Consider the following 23,040-nt stretch of genomic DNA (forward strand, 5'->3'; position numbering starts at 1 on the left):
CGGAGTACCGGATTCCGCCACTCCTCTGCCATCCGTTCGGACGGTGTGCGAGCCGATCCGGACAGGGGGCCGTGGGGCGGGCGGGGCTCCGCTGTTCGGATGGAAATCACGTGACATGCCCCGAAGATCGTCGAACAGTCCCACTCGAATGTGTAATGGCGTCGGCACGCTCCGTACTGAAAGGCTTCGTCTCGCAAGTCAGTCATACGAGAGGGAGTTCCATGTCCGTTGGTTCGGTTGGCGACGAGGTCCGCGCGGATCAGGCCCCGCAGCAGAGTCTCGGCACCGCCGCCGCGCGGAACCTCGCCACGACCACCAAGTCGGCGCCGCAGATGCAGGAGATCACCTCACGGTGGCTGCTGCGGGCGCTGCCCTGGGTCCAGGTGCAGGGCGGTACGTACCGGGTGAACCGGAGGCTCAGCTACTCCGTGGGGGACGGCAGGGTCACCTTCGTCCAGACCGGGGAGCGCGTCGCGGTCATCCCCGCCGAACTCGGCGAACTCCCCGCCCTGCGCGGCTACGAGGACGAGGAGGCCCTGACCGAGCTCGCGTCCCGCTGCCGCCAGCGGGAGTACGCGGCCGGCGAGGTGATCGCCGTCGCGGGCGAGCCGACCGACCGGGTCCACCTCCTGGCGCACGGCAGGATCGAGCAGATCGGCGAGGGGCCGTACGGCGACGAGGCCGTCCTCGGGGTCCTCGCCGACGGCGCGTACTTCGGCGAGGCCGCCCTGGTCGACCCGGACGCCGCCTGGGAGTGGTCCGCCCGCGCCGCCACCGCCTGTACGGTCCTGGAGCTCACCCGGGACGACGTACGGAACCTCGCGGAGCGGGCCGGCTCGCTCGCCTCCCACCTCGCGAGCGTGGCGGCGCTGCCCAGCCAGCGGACCAACAAGTACGGCGAGGCCGAGATCGACCTCTCCGCCGGCCATGTCGGCGAGGCCGTCGTCCCGCACACCTACGTCGACTACGACGCCTCGCCCCGCGAGTACGAGCTGAGCGTCGCCCAGACCGTGCTGAAGGTGCACAGCCGCGTCGCCGACCTCTACAACCAGCCGATGAACCAGACCGAGCAGCAGTTGCGGCTCACGGTCGAGGCGCTCCGCGAGCGCCAGGAGTACGAGCTGGTCAACAACAAGGAGTTCGGCCTCCTCGCCAACTGCGACTACGGGCAGCGGCTCCAGCCCCACGACGGCGCCCCCAGCCCCGACGACATGGACGAGCTGCTCTCCCGGCGCCGGGGCTCCAAGCTGTTCCTGGCCCACCCGCGCGCCATCGCCGCCTTCGGCCGCGAGCTCAACAAGCGCGGTCTGGTGCCCGAGACGATCGACATCAACGGCAACCGCATCCCGACCTGGCGCGGCGTGCCGATCTACCCGTGCAACAAGATCCCGGTCTCGGACGCCCGGACCACCTCGATCATCTGCATGCGTACCGGTGAGTCCGACCAGGGCGTGATCGGTCTTCACCAGACCGGCCTGCCCGACGAGATCGAGCCCAGCCTCTCCGTCCGCTTCATGGGCATCGACGAGCAGGCGATCATCTCCTACCTGGTCACGGCCTACTACTCGGCGGCGATCCTCGTCCCGGACGCGCTCGGAGTCCTGGAGAACGTCGAGGTCAGCCGCTGGCGCTGAGCCGACGACGCCGGGGGGCGGGGACCGAACCCTCCCGCCCCCGGGCGTTCCCGGCTCGTCGCCGCGCAGCATCGCCACGGAGGATACGAAGGAAGTGACCGTGACCATTGCCGGCGCGGATGCCGTCGCCGACGGTCAGGGGGCCGTGCGGCTCCTGGACCGGACGCGGACCGCTGTCAATCCCCAACTGCGCTCGACCGTCGAGACCCTGCCGGGGTCGATGCGGCGGGTCGCGATGTACCACTTCGGCTGGGAGCACGCCGACGGCACCCCGGCCGCGGAGCAGCCGGGCAAGGCCATCCGGCCCGCTCTCGTCCTCGCGGCCGCCCGCGCGCTCGGCGCCGAGGAGGCCGGGGCCGTGAAGGCCGCGGCGGCGGTGGAACTCGCGCACAACTTCACCCTGCTCCACGACGACATCGTCGACGAGGACGTGACGCGACGGCACCGGCCCACCGCCTGGACCGTCTTCGGCGTCCCGGACGCGCTGATCGCCGGTGACGCGATGAGCGCGCTCGCCCTGCGGATGCTGGCGGAGGACCCGCATCCCGCCTCGGCGGCCGCCTCCGCGCGGCTGGCCGCGTGCATCATCGAACTCTGCGCGGGGCAGCAGGCGGACTGCGCCTTCGAACGCCGGGCGCCGCGTGAGGTCTCCCTCGACGAGTGTCTGGCCATGGCCACCGCCAAGACCGGTGCGCTGCTCGGCGCCTCCTGTGCGATCGGCGCGCTCTACGCGGGCGCGGGGGACGAGGAGGTCGCGGCGATGGACGCCTTCGGCCGGGAGGCGGGCCTCGCCTTCCAGCTGATCGACGACCTCATCGGGATCTGGGGCGACCCGGACCGTACGGGCAAGCCGGCCGGGGCCGATCTGGTCGCGCACAAGAAGTCGCTTCCGGTGGTGGCGGCGCTCGCCTCGGGGACTGCGGCGGGGGACGAGCTGGCGGAGCTCTACGCCCGTCCGGTCCTCGACGGGGCGGCGGTGCGCGCGGCGGCGGACGCGGTCGAGCGGGCCGGTGGGCGTGACTGGGCGCAGGGTCAGGCGGCCGAGCGGATGGGCCGCGCGGTCGAGTATCTGGCGCAGGCGGTCCCGGACCTCGCGGCGGCGGGGGACATGCTGGCGCTCGCCGAGTTCGTCACCCGGCGCACGCGCTGAGGCCCGGGGGCCGCGTCACGCCTCGGGGACGATGCGGGTGACCACCGTTTCGATCAGGTCGTCCAGGTCCCGGTCGCTGTGCATCTCCGGGACCGTGAAGTGGTCGAGCAGCAGCCCGGTGAGGGCGAAGTAGAGCAGTCGGACGGTGTCCGCGTCCCCGGGCATCCCGGCCTCCAGGTGCCCCTGGATGTTGGTGTCCAGGTCGCCCCGGAGCACCTTGGTGAGCTGGGTCCTCAGCTCGGGGCGGCGCACCGCTTCGAGGCGGAGCTCGAAGAGCCCGAGGTAGCAGGTGCGCTCGGCGGCGAGCCGCTGGGCGACCTGGCGCATGAGCTCGAAGACCAGGGCGCGGGTCGGCGCCGGCAGCATGGCGTCCTCCATGACGCCGGGCTCGGGGGCCAGCCGTTCGAAGATCCGGTCGGCGACCTCGGAGAGCATCTGGTCCCGGTCGCGGAAGTAGTTGGACGAGGTGCCCGTGGGGACCCCGGCGCAGGCATCGACCGCGCGGAAGGTCAGCCCGCGGGCACCTTCGTCCGCCAGGACCTGGATGGCGGCGTCGAGCAGCGCCGTACGTCGTTCGGGGTTTCTCGCCATGTCGTGTTCCTCCTTCTTCGAACATAGGGCTTGTGTAACCACTACAGGTGAAGCACTATAGCTGTCGTGGTTGCGGTCGCGGCCACGATCCGAAGGGGAAGAGGACCGGTTTGCGCAAGCTCACGTATTTCATCGCCTGCACCATCGACGGCTTCATCGGTGACCCCAAGGGTGATGCCACGTCCATGTACGCGTTCGTGGACGCCGAGTTCCTGGAGTTCCTGGCCGGCGAATTCCCGGAGACCATCCCGACCCAGAGCCGGGAGATGCTCGGGGTCGACGCCGAGAACAAGCGGTTCGACACCGTCGTCCAGGGGGTGGGCTCGTACCGGCTCGCCCTGGACGTGGGCGTCACCAGCCCGTACGGCCACCTGCGGGAGTTCGTCGCCGCCCGCTCGCTGGCCGAGTCGCCCCACGCGAACGTGGAGCTGATCGCCGACGACCTCGTCGGCCGCGTCCGCGAGCTCAAGGCCGAGGACGGCCCCCTGGGCATCTGGCTCTGCGGTGGCTCGACGATCGCCGGCGAGCTCATCGACGAGATCGACGAGCTGGTCATCAAGACCTATCCGCAGGTCTACGGCTCCGGAATGCCGATGTTCGGCGCCGGCTTCGAGCCGCGCGACTTCGAGCTGAACGACCTGCGCGTCTTCGGCAACGGTGCCTTCGTCCGTACGTACACCAGGAAGCGGTGACGGCGGCAAGCGGTCCCGTGCGAGCCGTCCTACCCTGGACATATGGGTGACGAGGCGCCTCGCACGACGCGGGACCCCCGGGCCGAGCACAGCTGTCCGGCCTGCGGCGGTCTCCGCACCACGGTGGCCACCCGGCACAAGGTCCTCGGCGCCTGGGTGCCGGAGTGGGAGGTGCAGCCCTGCCGCAATCCCGGCTGCCCGCTCCACGAGAGTCCTGAAGCGATCGCCGACGTGGGTGCGGAAGCGACGAGCCCGCACGTGACCGGCAAGAACGGCGAGATCGGGAGAAGTCCGGCCCCCGGGTGACCGGACGCGCGCCGGAGCCGGTCATACCGCTACAGTCCGCGCATGTCATCGGAGTCGACAGAAGTCTGGACCGGCTGGTACCGGGACCGCAGCGGCGCGGAAGCGATCGTCATCACGGCCGACGGGCGGCATGTGGCCACCCGGATCAGGGGGATCGAGTACACGGGCGAGAGCTTCGCCGCGCTCAGCGCGGCCGACGAGGGCGGACAGGCCCTCACCGGCTGCGTCCTGGAGTGGGACCTGCCGCTCCCCGTCGTCATGGACGGCGCCACCCAGCCGGCCACGCTGAGCTGTCTGCTGACGCTCGGTGAGCGCGCGGACCTGAGCCTGACGCTGCACTGCGGCGGAGCCGCATTCGAATCGTGTGTCGCCGGAGGTGACTTCGACGGGGCCCTGGAACGGGTCCGGCGCCAGCTTCCGCCCGGCGCCGATTTCGGCCGCCGACTGCTTCAGGCGGCCTGAGCGAGGGCCGCTTCGGGCGGCCCGGGCAGGAGGGCCGCTCCGAGCGGCCCGAGAACGAGGACGGCGGCGCCCCGGGGAGGGGGCGCCGCCGCACTGTTTCTCCGTCGCGCACTCAGCTCTTGAAGGCGGAGGCGAGCCCGTTGCGCCACAACTGGTCGACGCGGGAGCGCTCCTGGGAGTTCGGCTGAGCGTTCTGGCAGGACGTGCCGGGGCCGCCGCCCGACATCAGCTCGCTGCACGGACCGCTGTAGTGGTCCGGAAGCCCGAGGACGTGCCCGGTCTCGTGGGCGGTCACCCGGGTGGAGTTGTACTGCTGGTTCTGCCGGTAGTCGAGGAAGATGTAACCGCTTCCGTGGCCGTCGGTGCTCGCGTACGAGCCACGGGAGTCGTTGCCCTCGTAGTAGGCGAAGTCGGGGTTGCTGCCCTCGACGAGTCGGACGTTCGCCACCGAGCTGTTCCAGATCTGGGTGGAGCGGGCTATCTGGGTGCGGAAGCTCGGCGCGTTGGAGGCGCTGTAGACGACGGTGACGGCGGCCGCGCCGGGGTTGGCGGCCCGCTTCTTCGCCACGGACTTCACGACGGCGTCGAAGAAGGCCTTGTTGGCCTTGGCGTCTTCGGCCGAACCGGCGTACGCGACCGCGGCGTTGCCCTGGGGGGCGGTGTTCACGGCGGCCGCCGGGGCCGTGCCGAGGGAGGCGGCGAGGCCGAGACCGAGGGTGGCGGTCAGAACGGAGGTGAGGACCTTGGGGTGACGCATGGGGGGCTCCTCCTGTAGGGGACTGGGGAGAGTCTCGGGGGAGCAGGGGCGTGTGCGGATGATGTCAACCACCGATAGCCCCACCGCATCACCCTGCCCGGGGGTCGCCAACTGCCTTGCAATGAAAGGTGATTGAGGGGTTCCGGGTGTCTGGTGCGACTCAGGGCGTCGCCCTACCCTCGGGGCATGGATCTGGAGGTGAGACACCTGCGCGCGCTCTGCGCCATCGCGGACACGGGCAGTCTGCACAAGGCGGCCCGCCAACTTGGCATGAGCCAGCCTTCGTTGACCACGCAGCTGCGCCGCATCGAGAACTCGCTGGGCGCCGAGCTCTTCTCCCGCGGGCGCACCGGCTGCCGCCCCACCCCGCTCGGCCGCTCCCTGCTCAGCCGGGCCCGCCCCCTCGTCGCCGACATGGCGGCGCTCGTCACCGAGACCCGGGCGGCGGCCGCCCGCACCGACGGACTCGGGCTCCGCGTCGGCTCCACGGCCAGCCGGGCCCTCCCCGGCTGGCTGCGCCGGCTCCGCCAGCGACTGCCCGGCACCGACATCGGCCTCCGGATGGACGTCTCCGCGAACGCACTGCTCCGCTCCGTCGCCGCCGGCCGGCTCGACGTGGCCTTCGTGCACGAGGTGGAGGGCTGCCCGCTGCGGGTTCCCGAGGGGCTCAAGGGGCGGGTCCTGGTCGCCCGCGAGCCGCAGTTCATCTCCATGGCCCGCGACCATCCGGCCGCCGCACTGCCCGTGGTGGACCTCGCCGACCTGGCCGCCGACCACTGGATGGTCGACCCGACCGTGGACGGCGAATGGGACGGGCTCCGGCGGGTCCTGGGCGCCGCCGGCATCGACCCGCCGCTGCTGCACGGCGACTACCACACGGCGGCCGCGCTCATCGCCCTCGGTGAGGCCGTCGCCCCCTGTCAGCCGACCTCGGGCCCGCGCGAGGACATGGCGATCCGCCCCCTGCACGGCGACCCCCTGGCGGTCCGGCTGCTGCTGTACGCGCGCCCCGGGGCGCCCCTGGACACGCTGTACGCGGAACTCGCCGCGGCCTACCGGGAGGTGGCCCTGCGGGCGGCGCCGTACCGCGAGTGGCTCCGCCGGCAGGGGACGACGGCGGAGCTGTCGGTGGGACCGTGCATGATGACGGCATGAGCGAACACCCGGTACGGGCAGAGGTCCGACACGCACGCCCGGAGGACCTGCCGCGGGTCGTGGAACTCATCGTCGAGCACGCGGTGTACGAGAAGGCGGAGCCTCCGGCGCCCGGCCTCGCCGACCGTCTGGCCCGCCTCCTCTTCGGTCCCGAACCGCCCCGCCTCCGCTGTCTGGTCGCCGTCCTCCCCGACGGCACCCTCGCGGGCTACGCGAGCTGCGCGCCGGAGCTCTCCACCTGGGACGGCGCGGAGTACCTCCACATGGACTGCCTCTACCTCACCGGGACCTCCCGGGGCCACGGCCTGGGGCCGCTCCTGATGGCGGCCGTCCGCGCGGAGGCGAGCCGCCTCGGCCTGGCGGAGATCCAGTGGCAGACCCCGGAGTGGAACGAGGACGCGATCCGCTTCTACGACCGTCTGGGCGCCACGTCGAAGGAGAAGCGCCGCTACAGCCTCCCGACGGCCTGAGCGGCGCCCTGGGGCGGCCGTGCGCGGTGGCGGCGCGGCGGAGTCTCCCTACGCCTCGGCGTCCTGCGGGTACCAGCGCAGCTCGACCGTGTTCCCGTCCGGGTCCCTGACGTAGACGGACTGGGCCGAACCACGGGCGCCCCAGCGCGGAACGGGACCCTCGACGACGTCGAACACCCCGGAGTCGAGGACCTCCTGCCAGTCGAGGGGGTCCACGACCAGACAGATGTGATCCACGTTGGACTCGCCCCGCGGACGGGCGAACAGGTCGATGACGGTGCTCCCGTCGATGCGTACCGACGGGAAGGACACCTTTCCGGCCCGCCACTCCTCGACGCGCTCCGGCGCGAGGCCCAGGGGGCCGGTGTAGAACGCCAGCGCCGCCTCTATGTCGGTCACGTTGAGCACCAGGTGGTCGAAAGCCTTGACGCGCATGGGGCGTCACCCTTCTGCCGTTACATCCGAATTGCGCCGGGAAAGCCCGAAGGGGTACGACCGCCGGATGGCGGCCGTACCCCTTCGGGCGGGAAAAGAGAAGGTCAGGCCTTCTTCGTCTCCCAGAAGATGCGGTCGATCTCGGCGATGAGCTCCAGCGCCTTCTCGCCCGTCTTCGGGTCCGTCGACGCCTTGGCGGCCGAGAGGGCCTTCAGGGTGTCGTTGACCAGCTGGTTGAGCTCGGGGTACTTCTCGAAGTGCGGGGCCTTGAAGTAGTCGCTCCAGAGCACCGACACGTGGTGCTTGGCGAGCTCCGCGCGCTGCTCCTTGATGACCGTGGCGCGGGCGCGGAAGTGCGCGTCCTCGTTCGCCTGGTACTTCTCCTGGACAGCCTTGACCGACTCGGCCTCGATGCGGGCCTGGGCCGGGTCGTACACGCCGCACGGGAGGTCGCAGTGGGCGCTGACCTTCACCTTGGGGGCAAACAGGCGGGAGAGCATTGAGCCGTCCTTCCTCGTGATCGTCTTCTCAGGTGGGACATTACTCGGTGAGAAGGGCGTTTTCGCGGGCGCCCCCTGGGGCTTAGGTCAAAAGTCCAGGGTCACCATGGGACTCGTGTACGAGTGGACGAGTGCACGCGCGAGCGGACCGGGAGGTGCCGGATGAGGGAATCGGGGCGGGAGCGGGTGGCGGAGGCCGGGCCTCCGTTCGGGATCGCCGAGGTGACGGGGGTGTCGATGGTGCCCACGCTGCTCCACGGCGACCAGCTGCTCGTGCACTACGGCGGCCGGCTGCGGCCGGGCTGTGTGGCCGTACTGAGGCATCCGCTCCAACAGGATCTGCTCATCGTGAAGCGGCTGATCGAGCGACGTGACGGCGGCTGGTGGGTGCTGGGGGACAACCCGGACGCCGAGGGCGACAGCCGGGTCTTCGGTGCGGTGCCGCCCGAGCTGGTTCTCGGGCGGGTGCGGGCGCGGTACCGGCCGGTGACGCCGGGGCGTCAGCGGTCGCCGGGGGTGACGCTCTCCTGGCTGTTCTCGGCGCTCAGGCCCGTCGGGTCCGGCCGGTCGGCCTCCAGGCGCTTGCGGGCCCGGTAGGCGGCCACGTTGGCGCGCGTCGCGCAGCGGTCCGAGCAGTAGCGGCGGGAGCGGTTGGTGGAGGTGTCCAGGTAGGCGTTGCGGCAGGGCGGCGCCTGGCAGAGGCCGAGCCGATCGGCGCCGAACTCCGTCAGATGGAAGGCCAGCCCCATCGCGGCGATCGCGGCGTACCCCGCGGTCGCGTTCGAGGGGTGGTCGGCGAGGTGCATGTGCCACCGGGGCCGGCCGTCCTCGTCGAGGATGTCGTGCCCGGAGATCTGGGGGCTGACCGGGAACTCCAGGAGCAGGGAGTTCAGCAGGTCGACGGCGCCCGTGTGGTCGCCCTCGTCGGCCGCGGTGAAGACCGCCCGCAGCCGGGTGCGTACCCCGCGGAACCGGGTCACGTCGGAGTCGGTGGCCCGGCGGGCCATCTGGGTGGCGGGGCCGAAGAGTTCGCGGATGACCTCGACGGAGGTCAGGGCGTCCTTGTTGCGGGCCGGCTCCTCGGTGTTGACCAGACGCACGGCGTAATCCGAGTAATAGGCCAGTTCCACTTGTAGTCCTTACTCCGGCGGGCTAGTGTCTCGGTCGGAAGGGGTAACGGCTGTTTCCCCTTCGAGGGTATTACGAAGAGGGGGAGGAGCGGCGATGACCGGAACCGACTGGGCGGGCTGGCAGCAGAGCTGGGACCGTCAGCAGGAGTGGTACATGCCGGACCGTGAGGAGCGGTTCCGGGTGATGCTCGACATGGTCGAGGCCTTGGTGGGACCGAAGCCCCGCGTCCTCGACCTCGCGTGCGGTACGGGAAGTATCACGGATCGGCTCCTCAAGAGGTTCCCGGAGGCGACCGCCACCGGTGTCGACCTCGACCCGGCCCTGCTCGCCATCGCCGAGGGGTACTTCGCCGGCGACGAGCGCGTCACCTTCGTGACCGCCGACCTCAAGGACCCCGCGTGGGCCGCCGGGCTGCCCCACGACTCGTACGACGCCGTCCTGACCGCCACCGCGCTCCACTGGCTCCACAGCGAGCCCCTGACCGCCCTCTACGGGCAGGTCGCCGGTCTCGTCCGCGACGGCGGCGTCTTCATGAACGCCGACCACATGATCGACGAGGCCACCCCCCGGATCAACGCCGCCGAGCGGGCACAGCGCCACGCCGTCATGGACCGCGCCAGGACCGGCGGCGTCCTGGACTGGGCCGAGTGGTGGGCCCTCGCAGGCAAGGACCCCGTCCTCGCCGGGCCCACCGCCCGCCGCTTCGAGATCTACGGCGAGCACGCCGACGGCGACACCCCCTCCCCGCGCTGGCACGCCGACACCCTCCGCGCCGCCGGCTTCGGCGAGGCCAGGGCCGTCTGGGCGTCGCCCTCCGACACGCTGCTCCTCGCCGTGAAGTAGCCGGAGGGCGGCCCCGGGTACGGGGGAGGGGTCGTCCGGGTACGGAGGAAGGGGCTGTCCGGGTACGGAGGAAGGGGCGGTACGGGGATCCCGTACCGCCCCTTCTCCCGTTCCCGTCCGGGCTAGAGGACCTTCGAGAGGAAGGCCTTCGTCCGGTCGTGCTGGGGGTTGCCGAGGACGTCGCGCGGATTGCCCGACTCGACGACGACGCCGCCGTCCATGAAGACCAGCGAGTCGCCGACCTCACGGGCGAAGCCCATCTCGTGGGTGACGACGATCATCGTCATGCCCGACTCGGCGAGGTCCCGCATGACGTCGAGGACGTCACCGACCAGCTCCGGGTCGAGCGCCGAGGTGGGCTCGTCGAAGAGCATCAGCTTCGGTTCCATCGCCAGCGCGCGGGCGATGGCGACGCGCTGCTGCTGGCCGCCGGAGAGCTGCGACGGGTAGTTGCCCATCTTGTCGCCCAGGCCGACCCGGTCGAGGAGGCGCTCGGCGCGCTCGCGCGCCACCGCCTTGGACTCGCCCTTGACCTGGATCGGGGCCTCCATGACATTGCCCAGGGCCGTCATGTGGGGGAACAGGTTGAAGCGCTGGAAGACCATGCCGATGTCGCGGCGCTGGACGGCGACCTCGCTGTCCTTCAGCTCGTAGAGCTTGCCGTTCTTCTCCCGGTAGCCGACCAGCTGGCCGTCGACCGACAGGCGGCCGCCGTCGACGCGCTCCAGGTGGTTGATGCAGCGCAGGAAGGTCGACTTGCCGGAGCCGGACGGGCCGACCAGGCAGAAGACCTCACCGTTGCGGACCTCCAGGTCGATGCCCCGGAGGATGTGGGCCGCGCCGTAGGACTTGTGGACGCCTTCGGCCTTGACCATGGGCTGGCCGGTCATCGCGACCCCTCCGGAGAACGCTTGAACGTGATCAGGTTTGTCTTGACCCGCTGCCACGGGGTGGGCGGCAGGCTCCGCAGCGAACCGCGGGCGAAACGACGCTCCAGGTAGTACTGGCCGACGCTGAACACCGAGGTGAGGGCGAGGTACCAGATGGAGGCGACGAAGAGCATCTCCATCACCGCACCGGCTGTGCTGCCGATGTTCGAGGAGGCCCGCAGGAGCTCGGTGTACTGCACGGCCGAGACCAGTGACGAGGTCTTCAGCATGTTGATGAACTCGTTGCCCGTCGGCGGCACGATGACCCGCATGGCCTGCGGAAGGACGACCCGTCCCATGGTCTTCGTCTGCGACATGCCGAGGGCGTGAGCGGCCTCGGTCTGTCCCTCGTCGACCGACTGGATGCCCGCCCGGACGATCTCCGCCATGTAGGCGCCCTCGTTGAGGCCGAGACCGAGCAGCGCGACCATGAACGGCGTCATGACGTCGACGGTCTCGTTCTTGTAGATCGGCCCGAGGTTGATGTACTGGAAGATCAGCGACAGGTTGAACCAGACCAGCAGCTGGACGTAGACCGGGGTGCCGCGGAAGAACCAGATGTAGAGCCAGGCGACCGCGCCCGTCACCGGGTTCTTGGAGAGCCGCATCACGGCGAAGACGATGCCGAGGACGAGGCCGAGTGCCATCGAGCTGACGCTGATGATCACGGTGTTCACCAGGCCGTCGAGGACGGACGGGTCGAACACCTTGTCCCACACCGTGTCCCAGATGATGTTGCCCTGGGAGAAGGCGTAGACGAGCCAGCCGAGCAGCGCGACGACCACGACGGCGCTGACCCAGCGCCCGTAGTGCCGCACGGGGATGGCCTTGATCGCCTCGTACGGGGAGCCCGAGGCGCCGGGCCCGGCCGGAGCGGCGGCCGGGTCCTTGTTGATCTTGTCAGTCATGACGACTGCCCTTCAGTGGAGCGGGGAGGTCACTTGCCGGCGTTGACGGTGGCCGACTTGACGGCGCTGTCCTCGACATCCCACTTCTTCAGGGCATCGGCGTAGGTGCCGTCCTTGATGATCGCGTCGAGCGCGTCCTTGACGGCGTCGCGCAGCTGGGTGTTCTCCTTCGACACGCCGATGCCGAAGAGGCCGACGTCGCTCTGGCTGCCGACGACCTCGAAGTCGTTGCCGCCGCCCGAGGTCTTCGCGATGTACGCGGCGACCGGGTAGTCGTTGAGGTCGGCCACGGCGCCGCCGGCCTTCACGCGGGTCTGGGCCTCGGCGTCGGTGTCGAAGGCCTGGATCGTCGGCTTGTTGGCGCCGCACTTCGTGGCCTGGGCCTTGAAGGTGTCCTCGTAGATCGTGCCGCGCTGGACGGCCACGGTCTTGCCGCAGAGGTCGTCGAGGGAGTTGATGCCCTGCGGGTTGCCCTTCTTGACCAGGAGGGAGACGCCGGAGCTGAAGTAGTCGACGAAGTCGATGCCCTTGCCGATCTTCTTCCCGTTGTCGTCCAGGCCCTCCTGGCGCTTCTTGTTGTCCGTCATCGAGGACATGATCAGGTCCTGCCGACCGGTGTAGACCGAGGTGATCAGACCGTCGAAGGTGCCCGAGGTGAACTGGAAGTCGACGCCGAGCTGCTTGCCCAGGGCCGCGGCGATGTCGGGGTCGACACCGACGATCTTGCCGCCCTCGGTGAACTCCATCGGAGCGTACGAGGCATCCGTGCCGACCTTGATGACACCGGCCTTCTGGATGTCGGCGGGGAGCTTGGAGAAGAGCGGGGCGGCGTTGGCGTTGCCGGACGCGGAGTCGCCGCTCTTCGTCGGGGTGGCGGAGCCGCCCTCGGTCTGGTCGCCACAGGCGGTCAGCAGCACGGAGCCGACGACCGCGATGGCGGCGACCGCGGCAAGACGGGTGGTGCGGGTCTTGGCGGTCGTGCGGCGCGTGGAGCGTGCGGTCATGATCGGGTTCCTCCGGCGTGTGAGGGAGTTGCCAGGTGGTCACGTACGTCTCTTCGAGTGTCGTGACCTCGTGTGATTACGGCATCTTGCCATTCGGACCGCCTCAAACCGACGGCCATGGATGTCAAAATCGGATAACGGGTGACCCCCGAATGCCAACAGGCCGGTACATCAGGGCCGGATCTTCTGCTGGATCCCTTCCACGCCGCCGAAGAATTTCCTGTAAATCTCGCCATTCGGACGACACGAAGGCCGCCAATCGGGTGCTTGAAGCACCTATATGGACATGGGGTGACGTGTCGCCCTCCGTCCGTGTCCGGATGCGCTCGGTATGAGTCGCGTCACCGAGCGGATATGGACTCGTCTGCGGTGCCGTCCGTCCGGTAAGAAGGATCCTTACACCCCTCATCCGGGGCTCAGGGCGCGTTGTGCGGCGCGCCCGCGCGGCTACCAGACACGGCGGCCGCGGGACCCGCCCACCGCTCCACACCAGGAGCGGCCAACCCTCAAATGAAGCAGACTTAAGGGGTCAACCCAATGGCAGCGGAGATCGTCAATCCTCGCAATGACAGTGGTACGGAAGGGGCTCCGGAGGAGCCCTTCGACGCTGTCTTCGCCCTCCACCGCGGCGGCAAGATGGCCATTCAGGCCACCGTCCCCGTCCGGAACAAGGACGACCTGTCCCTCGCGTACACGCCCGGCGTCGCCAAGGTGTGCACCGCGATCGCCGAGCAGCCCGACCTGGTCAACGACTACACCTGGAAGTCCCAGGTCGTCGCCGTCGTGACCGACGGTACGGCGGTGCTCGGCCTCGGTGACATCGGCCCGGAGGCCTCCCTCCCGGTCATGGAGGGGAAGGCCATCCTCTTCAAGCAGTTCGGCGGCGTGGACGCGGTCCCGATCGCGCTCGCCACCACCGACACCGACGAGATCGTCGAGACCGTCGTCCGGCTGGCCCCGTCCTTCGGCGGCGTCAACCTGGAGGACATCTCGGCGCCGCGGTGCTTCGAGATCGAGCGCAAGCTCCAGGAGCGCCTCGACATCCCCGTCTTCCACGACGACCAGCACGGCACCGCCATCGTCACCCTCGCCGCCCTCCGTAACGCGGCGAAGCTGACCGGCCGGACCCTCGGCGACCTGCGCGCGGTCATCTCCGGCGCCGGTGCGGCCGGCGTCGCCATCGCCAAGTTCCTCCTGGAGGCCGGCCTCGGCGACGTGGCCGTCGCCGACCGCAAGGGCATCGTCAGCCGCGACCGGGACGACCTCAACCCGGTCAAGCGCGAGCTCGCCGACCTCACCAACAAGGCGGGCCTCAGCGGCTCCCTGGAGACCGCCCTCGCCGGCGCCGACGTCTTCATCGGCGTCTCCGGCGGCACGGTCCCCGAGGCTGCCGTCGCGTCCATGGCCGAGAACGCCTTCGTGTTCGCCATGGCCAACCCGAACCCGGAGGTCCACCCCGACGTCGCGCACAAGTACGCGGCCGTCGTGGCGACCGGCCGTTCGGACTACCCGAACCAGATCAACAACGTCCTCGCGTTCCCCGGCATCTTCGCCGGCGCGCTCCAGGTCCGGGCCTCCCGGATCACCGAGGGCATGAAGATCGCCGCGGCCAACGCCATCGCGGACGTCGTCGGCGACCAGCTCGCCGCCGACTGCGTGATCCCGTCGCCGTTCGACGAGCGGGTCGCCCCGGCCGTCGCGGCCGCGGTCGCCGCCGCCGCCCGCGCGGAGGGCGTCGCCCGCCGCTGACGCGTGGTGAGTACGCCGGGGGGCCTCGTTCCGCACCGGGACGGGGCCCCTTTCGCGTACCCGGTGGACGAGGCCCTTTCGCGTACCGGGGTACGGGTCCTTCCGCGTGCCCGGTTCGTACGGTCGGCGACATGGGTCACACCGTGGTGTGGTTCCGCTGCCCGTCCGCCGCGCCCTAGGGTCGGGGCCATGTTCGCTGCCTACGCTGCCCGAATCGACCGCGACCAGCCCTTGAACGGCCTCGAATTGGGCGAACGCCCGGAACCCGAGGCGCGGCCGGGCTGGACGACCGTCACCGTCAAGGCCGCCTCGCTCAACCACCACGACCTGTGGTCGCTGCGCGGGGTCGGGCTGCCCGAGGAGAAGCTGCCGATGATCCTCGGCTGCGACGCCGCGGGCATCGACGAGGACGGCAACGAGGTCGTCCTGCACTCCGTGATCGGCCAGACGGGTCACGGCGTCGGACCCGACGAGCCCCGGTCCATCCTCACCGAGCACTATCAGGGCACCTTCGCCGAGCGGGTGACCGTGCCCCGCTGGAACGTGCTGCCCAAACCGAAGGAGCTCTCCTTCGAGGAGGCCGCCTGTCTGCCCACCGCCTGGCTGACCGCGTACCGCATGCTCTTCACCAACGCCGGCGTACGTCCCGGGGACTCGGTGCTCGTGCAGGGCGCGGGCGGCGGTGTCGCCACCGCGGCGATCGCCCTCGGCAAGGCGGCCGGCCTGCGGGTCTTCGCCACCAGCCGTGACGAGGAGAAGCGCAAGCGGGCCGTCGAGCTCGGCGCCGTCGAGGCCTTCGAGCCGGGCGCCCGGCTTCCGCGGCGGGTGGACGCGGTCATCGAGACCGTCGGCGCCGCCACCTGGTCCCACTCGGTCAAGTCGCTGCGACCGGGCGGCACGCTCGTCATCTCGGGCGCCACGAGCGGCGACCGTCCCGCGCACGCCGAGCTGACCCGGATCTTCTTCCTGGAGCTGAAGGTCGTCGGCTCGACCATGGGCTCCAAGGACGAGCTGGAGGACCTGCTGTCCTTCTGCGCGGCGACGGGTGTCCGGCCGGTGGTCGACGAGGTCCTGCCGCTGGACCGGGCACGGGAGGGCTTCGAGCGGATGGCCTCCGGCGAACTCTTCGGAAAGATCGTCCTGAAGACCTCGTGACGACCTCTTGATGACTCGTCAGTAGTACTGATGGGATCTCCGGCACGGGAAACGTGAACAATGCTCACCTCGTCGTGCCGGAGGTCCACCTTGTCGCGAACCACTCATGCCTGGCGAACCGCCCTTGTCGCGGGCGCACTCGCCGCCTCGCTGCTCGCCCCCACCGCCCCGACCGCCGCGGCCCGCGAGGAGACCGGCGCGGAGACCGCCGCCCGCACGGAGACCGGCGCGGACGCGATACCCGCCCTCACCGACTCCCGGGGCCGCACCCTCACCCTGCGCGGCTGGAACGTCGGGGACAAGGCGCACAGCGGTGACGCCGCACTCTCCGGCGTCACCGAGAAGCACTTCCGCGACATGCGGGCCAAGGGCTTCGGCTTCGCCCGACTGCTCGTCTTCTGGGATGACCTGGAGCCCAGCCCCGGCCGCTACAGCCAGACGTACCTGCGGAAGGTCGAACGGGTCCTGGACTGGGCCGAGCGCCACGACGTCAAGGTCGTCCTCGACGCCCACCAGGACGTCTTCGGGCCGGCCTTCGGTCACCGAGGCGTGCCCGCCTGGGCGACCAGGACCGACGGACTGCCCTTCACGCCGCACCCCGACGACTGGTTCTCCGAGTACTTCGAGCCCGCCGTGCAGCGCGCCTTCACCCATCTGTACGAGGACGAGGACCTGCGGCGGGCGCAGGCCCGCATGTGGCGGGTGCTCGCCGACCGCTTCGAGGACCACCCGGCCGTGCTCGGCTACGACCTGATCAACGAGCCGATGGGCGAACTGCGCGAGGGCGAGGACCTGGCGACCGGCGCCCGGCGCATCGAACGGGACCAGATCACCCCGATGTACAACCGCGTCGCGGACGCGGTCCGTTCCGTCGACGAGGACAGCTGGATCTTCGTCGAGCCGACTCCCATCGTGGGCGAGGGCGTGCCCACGGGGCTCGGCCGGATCGACGATCCGAAGATCGTCTACGCCCCGCACTTCTACAACGCAGCGATGGAGGCCGGCGGGGACTACGACCCGACGGCCGGCTGGATCGAGAACTACGAGAAGGCCGTCACCCTGTACCCGAAGGAGTACAAGGTCCCCGTGGTGGTGGGCGAATGGGGACCGCTCGACAACTCCCGGCCGAACATGAACCGCTTCTACCGCGAGGCCATGGCCTCGCTCGGCCGCTACGGCTCCGGCTTCGCCGGCTGGGAGTGGTGCTACGGCGGCGGCTACTGCGCCGTGGACGGCACCGGAGCGTTCCGTACGAACAAGGAGCTCACCGCCGAGCCGTACGCGGAGGCGGTCGCGGGCACCGTGCGCTCCGCGGCCTACGACCCGGCGGCCGGGGTCTACCGCCTCTCGTACGACTCCGCCGGGCGCCGGGGCTCCCGGGTCACCGAACTCGCCCTGCCGCCCGGCGACTGGCGGGTGACCGCCCGGGGAGGGGCGCTGGTCTTCCGCACGTCCCCCGGCCGGGCCCGGGTCCTCGCCGTCCCGGGCGCCCGGGTGACGGTGACCGTCACCCGGGGGTGAGCCCCGGCAGGGCGGCCGCGGTCATGCTCCGGGCCGTGACCGCAGCAGGCCCGTGATCCGGACGGCCGCCTTCGACAGCTGCTCGCGGGTCTCGGCCAGCTGCTCCCGGCTCACGCCGTGGTCACGGGCCGCGTCCCGGATCTCGTCGCGGAAACGGTCGAGGAGCCGGTCGAGGTCGCGGGCCGGGTCGCCCGAGCCCTCGGTGTCCCGCGCCCACTCCGGCACCTCGCCCGCCGGGGCCGTCGTGAACGGTGAGTCCTGGCCGGCGGCCTTGGGGTGGGTCGTGCCCGCCACCAGTCCGCCGAGCTGGGCCGTGATGTCCGAGAGGCCCTCCCAGACCCCCTTCGGCCAGTCGCCCCGCGAGAACCGGTCCTGGACCTCTTCCTGGACCTGCTGCGCGATCCGCTGGAACTCCTTCGCCTGGCTGCGGGCGGACTTCGCCTCGGCGCGGGCCTGGCGGGCCTGCTCCTTCCACTCCTGCCCGACCCGGCGCAGCTCCTCCTTGGCGTCGGCGAACGAGGAGGACTCCGCCGTGCGGGTCCGGCCCGCCGCCGCACGCATCTCGTTGCGCACCCGGCCGGCCGCGCCGCGCACGTCGTCGCGGATCTCCGCCGCCAGCTCCGACACCGACTCGCGGATCTCCCGCTCCAGATCGTCCAGTTCGGCGCCGCGTCCGGCCAGTTCCGCGCGGCCCGCGTCGGTGATCGAGTAGACCTTCCGGCCGCCCTCGCTGGCGTGGGTGACGAGGCCCTCGGCCTCCAGCTTGGCCAGCCGCGGGTACACCGTGCCGGCCGAGGGGGCGTAGAGCCCCTGGAAGCGCTCCTCCAGGAGGCGGATCACCTCGTAGCCGTGGCGCGGGGCCTCGTCGAGCAGCTTGAGCAGGTAGAGGCGGAGGCGGCCGTGCGCGAAGACGGGCGGCATGTCAGAGCACCTTTCCGGTCGCGGAGGGGGTGGGGGAGGGGGTGGAGTCGCCGTCCTCGGCCGGGTCGGGGCGGCGGAGCAGTGCGATGGAGCCGGAGACGGTGGTCGCCTTGAGCGTGCCCCGGCCCGCGCCGAGGGTGCCGGTGACGGACTTGGTGCCCCACTGGCCCGCCACGCGCAGGTCCTCGAAGGCGTTCGACACGGAGCCGCTCGTGGTGCTCGCCTCGACCCGGGCGTCGGCCGGGTGCGGGAGCCGGATGGCGACCTCGCCGGAGAGGCTGGCGAGCCGGATGTCGGCGGGCGGTCCGTCGAGCTCGGCGGGGTCGAGGTCGATGACCATGTCGCCGCTGACGGTCTCGGCCCGGACGGAGGCGCCCGCGCCCTCGATCACCGTCACGTCGCCGGTCACGGAGTTGATCCGGAGCGCTCCCGTGACCGACTGGGCCTCCAGGTCGCCCGAGACGCTCTCGGCGCGGACCGGGCCCGAGAGCCGGAGGAGGGTGGTGTCGCCGGAGAGGCCGCGCACCTCCGTACGGCCGGTGATGCCGGTGACCACGGCCTCGGCGCCGACCACGCCCACCTCGACGTCGACCCCCGCGGGGACGGCGACGGAGACGACGGCCCGGCGCCGGTACTCCTTGCGGTCGAGCCACTTGAGGGCGCTCTTCCACTGGAGGTCCTCGTATCCCACGGTCAGGGTGGAGCCGTCCTGCGACACGAGAAGCGGCGGGCCCTCGATCTCGGAGATCTCCACCCGGGCGGAACTCTCGTCCGTCCCCACCACGTTGACCGTGCCGTTGACGATGCGGACCCGCAGACGGGTCACGGGGTCGGCCGGTGACAGCTTCGTCGGCTCGGTGACGGACCACTCTGTCATGGTGCTGACCTCCCGTTTCGGCAACGCAACATATCGCGTCTCTCGAAGAACACGATATATCGCGGTGAAGCGAAGTCAACCCTGACTCTCCCCTGACAGGGTGGGGGCAATTACCCTCGTACACGGACAAATTGGCCTAGCGTAGGGGCCATGAACGCGACATCCGGACCGAACCCCGTCGGGGCGCTGCTCCTCTGCCGTGCCGATCCCCCGGCGGTCCGGCCACCCGCCCAGCTGCTCAGGGAGCAGCTGCTCCTCGCCCCCGCGGGCGACGACTGGAGCGTGCTCGTACCGGAGGGGAAGCCCTGGCTCCACGGCGGGGAGCCCGTCGAACAGGTCGTCACCGGCTGGGCCACCGCCCTCGCCGTCTCGGCCGCCGGCTGGCCCGTCGTCGCGCTCTGGTGGGACCGGGACCGGGCCGGACTCACCCTCGCCGCCGGCTTCCGCCGCACGGTCGGCTACACCTGGCTCGCCGACGGCACCCCTGTCGGCGAGGACGAGGCCATGCGCACCTTCGCCGCCCGGCTGGCGCTCGACCCCGTCCTGGACGTCCAGGCCCTGGAACCCCTCACCCAGCCCGATCCGGACGCCGACGCCCCCAGCCGGCTCCTCGGCGTCGTCGCCGTCCTCGGCCGCGCCGGACTCGCCCTGCCGACCGGGCTCCTCCCCGGCGAGAGCGCCGACCGGCTCCGCTCCGTGGCCCTGGCCCAGGGCGCCGAGCAGCTCGAATGGTCCGGCTGGCGCGATGCCGTACGGGCGGAGATCGAGGTCGTGGAGGGCGGCCCTCTGGGCCCGTACCTGCGCGGCCCCTGTCTGCACGGTGCCAGCGCACGCGCACTGGGCGGCGCGCAGCTCGCGGCAGGGGTGCCGCTGCTGCTCTGGGGCATCGGCCGGCGCAGCGGCGGCTGGGCGGCGGCCGGGGCGCTGCTCGCCGCCCACGGCGCGCTCGGTCTCGTCTACGACCGGCTGCGGGAGGGGTGACCCCGCGCGCGGGATCACCCCCTCACACGCGACCTACTCGTCCTCGTCGTCCTCGTCGTCCAGACGGGCCAGCCAGGTCGCGAGGCGCTCGACCGGCACCTCGAAGTCGGGGTTGAGATCGACGAACGTCCGCAGCTGCTCGGCGAGCCACTCGAAGGTGACCTCCTCCTCGCCTCGCCGCTTCTCCAGTTCCTCGATGCCACGGTCGGTGAAGTACATGCGATCAGGATAGGCCGTACCCCCGACGTCCCCTGTCGCCCGTCGGCCCCACCGACTAGCCTTCCTCATCATCGTTTCGGGGAGCGGGGGCGCTGTGACTCACGGGATCGCTCGGATTCGGCTGGACGACGGCACGCCCGTGTGGGCCCGGGTCGGTGACGTGCAGGAACTCGGCAGGGGCGGCGGCTTCCAGGACACCGGCGTCAGGGACCGGGTGGTCTCGATGGCCGGCGGGCTCACGGACGTGGTGCGCGGGGTCGTCGGCTCGCTGCGCGCCGGTCTCGACCCGCAGGGCCCGGTGGAGGTCGCCGTCAGCTTCGGCATCGAGCTCGCGGCCCAGTCGGGCAAGGTGATCGGCGTCCTCGCGGACGGCTCGGGCAAGGCCTCCGTCAACGTCTCCCTGACCTGGACCGAACCGGGCCCGGCGGCGGATTCCGCACCGGCGGCGGATTCCGCACCGGCGCCGACGTCGGGGCCCGCGTCGGGCCCGGCCCCCGGTTCCGCACCGGTGCCGACGTCCGGAACCGCACCCGATCCGGCCCCCGGCGAAGGCCGGGAACAGAACCCGGCGGCCGATGGCACCGCATGAGCGCCTTCGACGCTCTCGTGCGCCCCGCACTCGTACGCATCGCGGCCCCCGGGCACGGGTATGACCCGCACGGCGACCGGTACTGGGGCACCGGCTTCTTCATCGCCCCCGGCTGGGTGCTGACCTGCGCCCATGTCGTGGCCGAGGGGGGAAGCGCGGTGTGGAGGAGCGAGCCGGCCGTCGGCATCACCTGGGAGGACGGCAAGACCACCCGGGAGACCACCGGCACCGTCGTCCTCGCCCTGCCGCGCCCCGACCGGCCCGACGACCCGCCGGACCGATGGGCCTTCCCCGACCTCGCGCTCGTCCGGGTGTCCGGCGCGCAGAAGGCGTCCTGCGTGCGCCTCAGCGAGCGCCCGCCCGTCCCGCCGACCTCCGTCGGACTCCACGGCTGGTCACGGGAGACCGGCGAGCTCGGCATCCGGCACGTCCACGGCACCCTGATCGGCAGCGACGGCAAGGCCCTCGTCACCGACTGGGTCATGCCCGTCGAAGGCTGCTCCGGCGGCCCCGTCGTCGACCACCAGCAGGGGGCCGTCGTCGGCCTCAACAAAGGGCGTGGGCGGGACGGCGGCGCCGTCGTCCCCGTCACCGCGCTGCGCGCGCTGCACGACCTCCCCGGCGGCGAGGCGATGGGCGAGGCACTGCGCGCCCACGACCGGTACCACCTCGCCCGCTACCGCTCGCTGGACGACCGGCCCGACTGGACCCGCGCCCAGCGGCAGCTGACCGGCACGCAGGGCGTCGGCCCCGGGCCGCGCACCCAGCTGTACGGGCACTTCGCCGAGCTGCCCGCGCCCACCGCGCCCGGCGAGATCATGGACCTCATCGACCAGGTCAAGGCCTGGATCAGGGACGACGACCTGCCGGACGCCCTGGAGGACGACCCGCGGACCTGGAGCGAGGGCGCCGGGCTGCTGCGCGGCCTGCGGGCGCCCCGCAGGGACGGTGTCCGCGACCTCGACCTGGACGCCGTGCTCCTGTACGCGGCGCATGTCGTCCGGCACGTCGGCGGACGGTACGGCGAGCGGGCCGACACCGTGGGACTCACCCGCTGGATCGTCGACGAGTCGGGGGACGCCGACCGGCACCTCCGGCGCGAGATCGACCGGCTCGTCAGCCCCGGCAGGCCCGCGCCCCTCTCCGTACGCGAACCCCGCGCGCGTGCCGACGTCCTCCTGGAGATCGACACCCCCCGCTGGGGCCGGAGTTACCCCTGGCGGGTCAAGCTCCTCCTCGACGGGCACACCGTGAGCCCGCTCCACTGCGACGACCGGGGCGTCGAGCGGGCCCGCCTCAGGGAGACCCTGCGCGAACCGCTCGCGGACGCCCTGCGGCGCGGCGACAGCGGACCGCACCTGGCCGCCGTGGAGGCGGTGCTGCCGCGCGAGCTCTTCGACGAACCCCTCGACACCTGGCGGCTCGAACCGCCCCAGGGCCCCGACGACGCCTGGGCGCCCACCCTCGGCCAGCGCCGCATCGTCGTCATCCGTGACGCCCGCCGCCACGACCGGGAACCGGCCCCGGAGTGGCGCGAGCGCTGGGAGGCGGCGGAGCGCGGGCCGCTCCGCGCGGCCCCGCTGCGCGCCGAGGTGCCCGGCGCGGGCCCGGACGCCCACACCCCGCGGGTGCGCAGGGAGACCTGGGCGGAGGCGTACGACCGGCTGCGGGAGGCCGAGGGCGGCACCGTCCCGGTCTACTGCGGCCATGTGGGCAGCGGCGACGGGCTGATGGCGATGAACGCGGCCCTCGCCGCCGGGCATCCGTTCGCCCTCTGGCGGACCGGCGCCCACGACCACACCGACTGCGTGGAGTTCCACGAGCGGGCCGACCGGCTGCTCTCCGCGGCCCTCGCCGCCTGGGACGTCCGCGGGCCGGTCCGTTCCCTGCGCACCCGTGCGACGGACCGGGCGGCCGGGCCCGAGGCGCGGGCCGCGTACGCGTGGGCCGAGAGCATCGCCCTCCTGTTCGACCCGCCGGACAGGCCGCCGCACGGTGGCCGTCTGGAGGCCCCGCCCCTGCTCGGGGAGGGGGAGCAGTGACCGGAGGGGGCACCGGGAC

The 23,040-nt window shown here is 71.6% G+C and carries 26 protein-coding genes; 15 read left to right on the plus strand and 11 right to left on the minus strand.

Annotated features, from left to right (window positions below):
- The first annotated feature begins 221 nt into the window (after positions 1-221).
- Positions 222-1,634 (plus strand): family 2B encapsulin nanocompartment shell protein, encoded by a 1,413-nt coding sequence (locus ACH4MY_RS13095; RefSeq protein WP_398001723.1) that lies wholly within the window; start codon positions 222-224, stop codon positions 1,632-1,634.
- 100 nt (positions 1,635-1,734) lie between these two features.
- Positions 1,735-2,784: a family 2 encapsulin nanocompartment cargo protein polyprenyl transferase gene (locus tag ACH4MY_RS13100; protein WP_398001725.1), complete on the plus strand. Its 1,050-nt coding sequence runs from the start codon at positions 1,735-1,737 to the stop codon at positions 2,782-2,784.
- 15 nt (positions 2,785-2,799) lie between these two features.
- Here the strand turns inward: ACH4MY_RS13100 and ACH4MY_RS13105 are convergent, their stop codons facing one another.
- On the minus strand, positions 2,800-3,375 hold the full coding sequence (locus ACH4MY_RS13105; protein ID WP_398001728.1) for a TetR/AcrR family transcriptional regulator: 576 nt from the start codon (positions 3,373-3,375) through the stop codon (positions 2,800-2,802).
- A 110-nt stretch (positions 3,376-3,485) separates the two neighbouring features.
- Here ACH4MY_RS13105 and ACH4MY_RS13110 point away from each other — a divergent pair, with 110 nt between their 5' ends.
- The 3 genes from ACH4MY_RS13110 to ACH4MY_RS13120 are packed head-to-tail and all read left to right on the plus strand — an operon-like array spanning position 3,486 to position 4,835.
- Positions 3,486-4,067, plus strand: a complete 582-nt coding sequence (locus ACH4MY_RS13110) for a dihydrofolate reductase family protein (RefSeq protein WP_398001731.1) — start codon at positions 3,486-3,488, stop codon at positions 4,065-4,067.
- A 42-nt stretch (positions 4,068-4,109) separates the two neighbouring features.
- On the plus strand, positions 4,110-4,373 hold the full coding sequence (locus tag ACH4MY_RS13115; RefSeq protein WP_398001734.1) for a hypothetical protein: 264 nt from the start codon (positions 4,110-4,112) through the stop codon (positions 4,371-4,373).
- 42 nt (positions 4,374-4,415) lie between these two features.
- The gene (locus tag ACH4MY_RS13120; RefSeq protein WP_398001737.1) at positions 4,416-4,835 is read left to right on the plus strand and encodes a DUF6304 family protein; all 420 of its coding nucleotides are present in this window, start codon (positions 4,416-4,418) and stop codon (positions 4,833-4,835) included.
- Positions 4,836-4,947: 112 nt separating this feature from the next.
- On the opposite strand, the gene snpA is transcribed toward ACH4MY_RS13120, so the two are convergent.
- A complete protein-coding gene (gene snpA, locus ACH4MY_RS13125) occupies positions 4,948-5,592 on the minus strand; it encodes a snapalysin (protein WP_398001740.1) in 645 nt (214 codons plus the stop codon).
- Between the two features lie 186 nt (positions 5,593-5,778).
- Here snpA and ACH4MY_RS13130 point away from each other — a divergent pair, with 186 nt between their 5' ends.
- Both ACH4MY_RS13130 and ACH4MY_RS13135 read left to right on the plus strand, forming a co-directional pair.
- Entirely contained in the window at positions 5,779-6,747 is a 969-nt protein-coding gene (locus ACH4MY_RS13130; RefSeq protein WP_398001742.1) for a LysR family transcriptional regulator, read from the plus strand.
- The gene (locus ACH4MY_RS13135) at positions 6,744-7,217 is read left to right on the plus strand and encodes a GNAT family N-acetyltransferase (protein ID WP_398001744.1); all 474 of its coding nucleotides are present in this window, start codon (positions 6,744-6,746) and stop codon (positions 7,215-7,217) included. The genes ACH4MY_RS13130 and ACH4MY_RS13135 overlap by 4 nt, the downstream gene beginning before the upstream one ends.
- A gap of 48 nt (positions 7,218-7,265) precedes the next feature.
- Here ACH4MY_RS13135 and ACH4MY_RS13140 read toward each other — a convergent pair whose 3' ends face one another.
- A complete protein-coding gene (locus ACH4MY_RS13140) occupies positions 7,266-7,652 on the minus strand; it encodes a VOC family protein (protein WP_398001747.1) in 387 nt (128 codons plus the stop codon).
- Positions 7,653-7,756: 104 nt separating this feature from the next.
- On the minus strand, positions 7,757-8,152 hold the full coding sequence (sodN, locus tag ACH4MY_RS13145) for a superoxide dismutase, Ni (protein WP_030320908.1): 396 nt from the start codon (positions 8,150-8,152) through the stop codon (positions 7,757-7,759).
- A gap of 162 nt (positions 8,153-8,314) precedes the next feature.
- Here sodN and sodX point away from each other — a divergent pair, with 162 nt between their 5' ends.
- Positions 8,315-8,749, plus strand: coding sequence for a nickel-type superoxide dismutase maturation protease (sodX, locus tag ACH4MY_RS13150; RefSeq protein WP_398001749.1), 435 nt, complete (start codon positions 8,315-8,317; stop codon positions 8,747-8,749).
- On the opposite strand, the gene ACH4MY_RS13155 is transcribed toward sodX, so the two are convergent.
- Positions 8,653-9,282 carry a CGNR zinc finger domain-containing protein gene (locus ACH4MY_RS13155; protein ID WP_398001752.1) on the minus strand — a complete coding sequence of 210 codons (630 nt, stop codon included), beginning with the start codon at positions 9,280-9,282 and terminating at the stop codon, positions 8,653-8,655. The two genes, sodX and ACH4MY_RS13155, sit on opposite strands and share 97 nt — an antisense overlap.
- A gap of 94 nt (positions 9,283-9,376) precedes the next feature.
- Between ACH4MY_RS13155 and ACH4MY_RS13160 the strand changes: the two genes are divergently transcribed.
- Complete coding sequence (locus ACH4MY_RS13160; RefSeq protein WP_398001755.1) at positions 9,377-10,126, plus strand: class I SAM-dependent methyltransferase; 750 nt, start codon at positions 9,377-9,379, stop codon at positions 10,124-10,126.
- A 122-nt stretch (positions 10,127-10,248) separates the two neighbouring features.
- Here ACH4MY_RS13160 and ACH4MY_RS13165 read toward each other — a convergent pair whose 3' ends face one another.
- From ACH4MY_RS13165 to ACH4MY_RS13175, 3 genes are read right to left on the minus strand one after another with little or no spacing between them, the layout of a single operon-like run.
- Positions 10,249-11,016, minus strand: a complete 768-nt coding sequence (locus ACH4MY_RS13165; protein WP_398001758.1) for an amino acid ABC transporter ATP-binding protein — start codon at positions 11,014-11,016, stop codon at positions 10,249-10,251.
- Positions 11,013-11,963, minus strand: coding sequence for an amino acid ABC transporter permease (locus ACH4MY_RS13170; protein WP_398001761.1), 951 nt, complete (start codon positions 11,961-11,963; stop codon positions 11,013-11,015). The genes ACH4MY_RS13165 and ACH4MY_RS13170 overlap by 4 nt, the downstream gene beginning before the upstream one ends.
- Positions 11,964-11,992: 29 nt before the next feature.
- The gene (locus ACH4MY_RS13175; RefSeq protein WP_398001764.1) at positions 11,993-12,967 is read right to left on the minus strand and encodes an ABC transporter substrate-binding protein; all 975 of its coding nucleotides are present in this window, start codon (positions 12,965-12,967) and stop codon (positions 11,993-11,995) included.
- A 537-nt stretch (positions 12,968-13,504) separates the two neighbouring features.
- Here ACH4MY_RS13175 and ACH4MY_RS13180 point away from each other — a divergent pair.
- From ACH4MY_RS13180 to ACH4MY_RS13190, 3 genes are all read left to right on the plus strand, one after another.
- Positions 13,505-14,716: an NADP-dependent malic enzyme gene (locus ACH4MY_RS13180; protein WP_398001767.1), complete on the plus strand. Its 1,212-nt coding sequence runs from the start codon at positions 13,505-13,507 to the stop codon at positions 14,714-14,716.
- A 189-nt stretch (positions 14,717-14,905) separates the two neighbouring features.
- On the plus strand, positions 14,906-15,871 hold the full coding sequence (locus tag ACH4MY_RS13185; RefSeq protein ID WP_398001770.1) for a zinc-binding dehydrogenase: 966 nt from the start codon (positions 14,906-14,908) through the stop codon (positions 15,869-15,871).
- A 90-nt stretch (positions 15,872-15,961) separates the two neighbouring features.
- Positions 15,962-17,392, plus strand: coding sequence for a cellulase family glycosylhydrolase (locus ACH4MY_RS13190; protein ID WP_398001773.1), 1,431 nt, complete (start codon positions 15,962-15,964; stop codon positions 17,390-17,392).
- Between the two features lie 21 nt (positions 17,393-17,413).
- On the opposite strand, the gene ACH4MY_RS13195 is transcribed toward ACH4MY_RS13190, so the two are convergent.
- Together ACH4MY_RS13195 and ACH4MY_RS13200 are read right to left on the minus strand one after the other, a co-directional pair.
- Positions 17,414-18,313 (minus strand): helix-turn-helix transcriptional regulator, encoded by a 900-nt coding sequence (locus ACH4MY_RS13195; RefSeq protein ID WP_398001775.1) that lies wholly within the window; start codon positions 18,311-18,313, stop codon positions 17,414-17,416.
- A 1-nt stretch (position 18,314) separates the two neighbouring features.
- Positions 18,315-19,190: a DUF4097 family beta strand repeat-containing protein gene (locus ACH4MY_RS13200; RefSeq protein ID WP_398001778.1), complete on the minus strand. Its 876-nt coding sequence runs from the start codon at positions 19,188-19,190 to the stop codon at positions 18,315-18,317.
- Positions 19,191-19,340: 150 nt separating this feature from the next.
- Between ACH4MY_RS13200 and ACH4MY_RS13205 the strand changes: the two genes are divergently transcribed.
- Positions 19,341-20,171, plus strand: coding sequence for a hypothetical protein (locus ACH4MY_RS13205; protein WP_398001781.1), 831 nt, complete (start codon positions 19,341-19,343; stop codon positions 20,169-20,171).
- A 33-nt stretch (positions 20,172-20,204) separates the two neighbouring features.
- Here ACH4MY_RS13205 and ACH4MY_RS13210 read toward each other — a convergent pair whose 3' ends face one another.
- The gene (locus tag ACH4MY_RS13210; RefSeq protein WP_010061466.1) at positions 20,205-20,390 is read right to left on the minus strand and encodes a DUF6104 family protein; all 186 of its coding nucleotides are present in this window, start codon (positions 20,388-20,390) and stop codon (positions 20,205-20,207) included.
- 94 nt (positions 20,391-20,484) lie between these two features.
- Between ACH4MY_RS13210 and ACH4MY_RS13215 the strand changes: the two genes are divergently transcribed.
- Together ACH4MY_RS13215 and ACH4MY_RS13220 are read left to right on the plus strand one after the other, a co-directional pair.
- Positions 20,485-20,979: a CU044_2847 family protein gene (locus ACH4MY_RS13215; RefSeq protein WP_398001784.1), complete on the plus strand. Its 495-nt coding sequence runs from the start codon at positions 20,485-20,487 to the stop codon at positions 20,977-20,979.
- The gene (locus ACH4MY_RS13220) at positions 20,976-23,021 is read left to right on the plus strand and encodes a trypsin-like peptidase domain-containing protein (RefSeq protein ID WP_398001787.1); all 2,046 of its coding nucleotides are present in this window, start codon (positions 20,976-20,978) and stop codon (positions 23,019-23,021) included. Before ACH4MY_RS13215 ends, ACH4MY_RS13220 begins: the two co-directional genes overlap by 4 nt.
- Positions 23,022-23,040: the final 19 nt, after the last annotated feature.

The sequence above is a fragment of the Streptomyces sp. NPDC017246 genome (assembly GCF_044331325.1).
GTDB lineage: Bacteria > Actinomycetota > Actinomycetes > Streptomycetales > Streptomycetaceae > Streptomyces.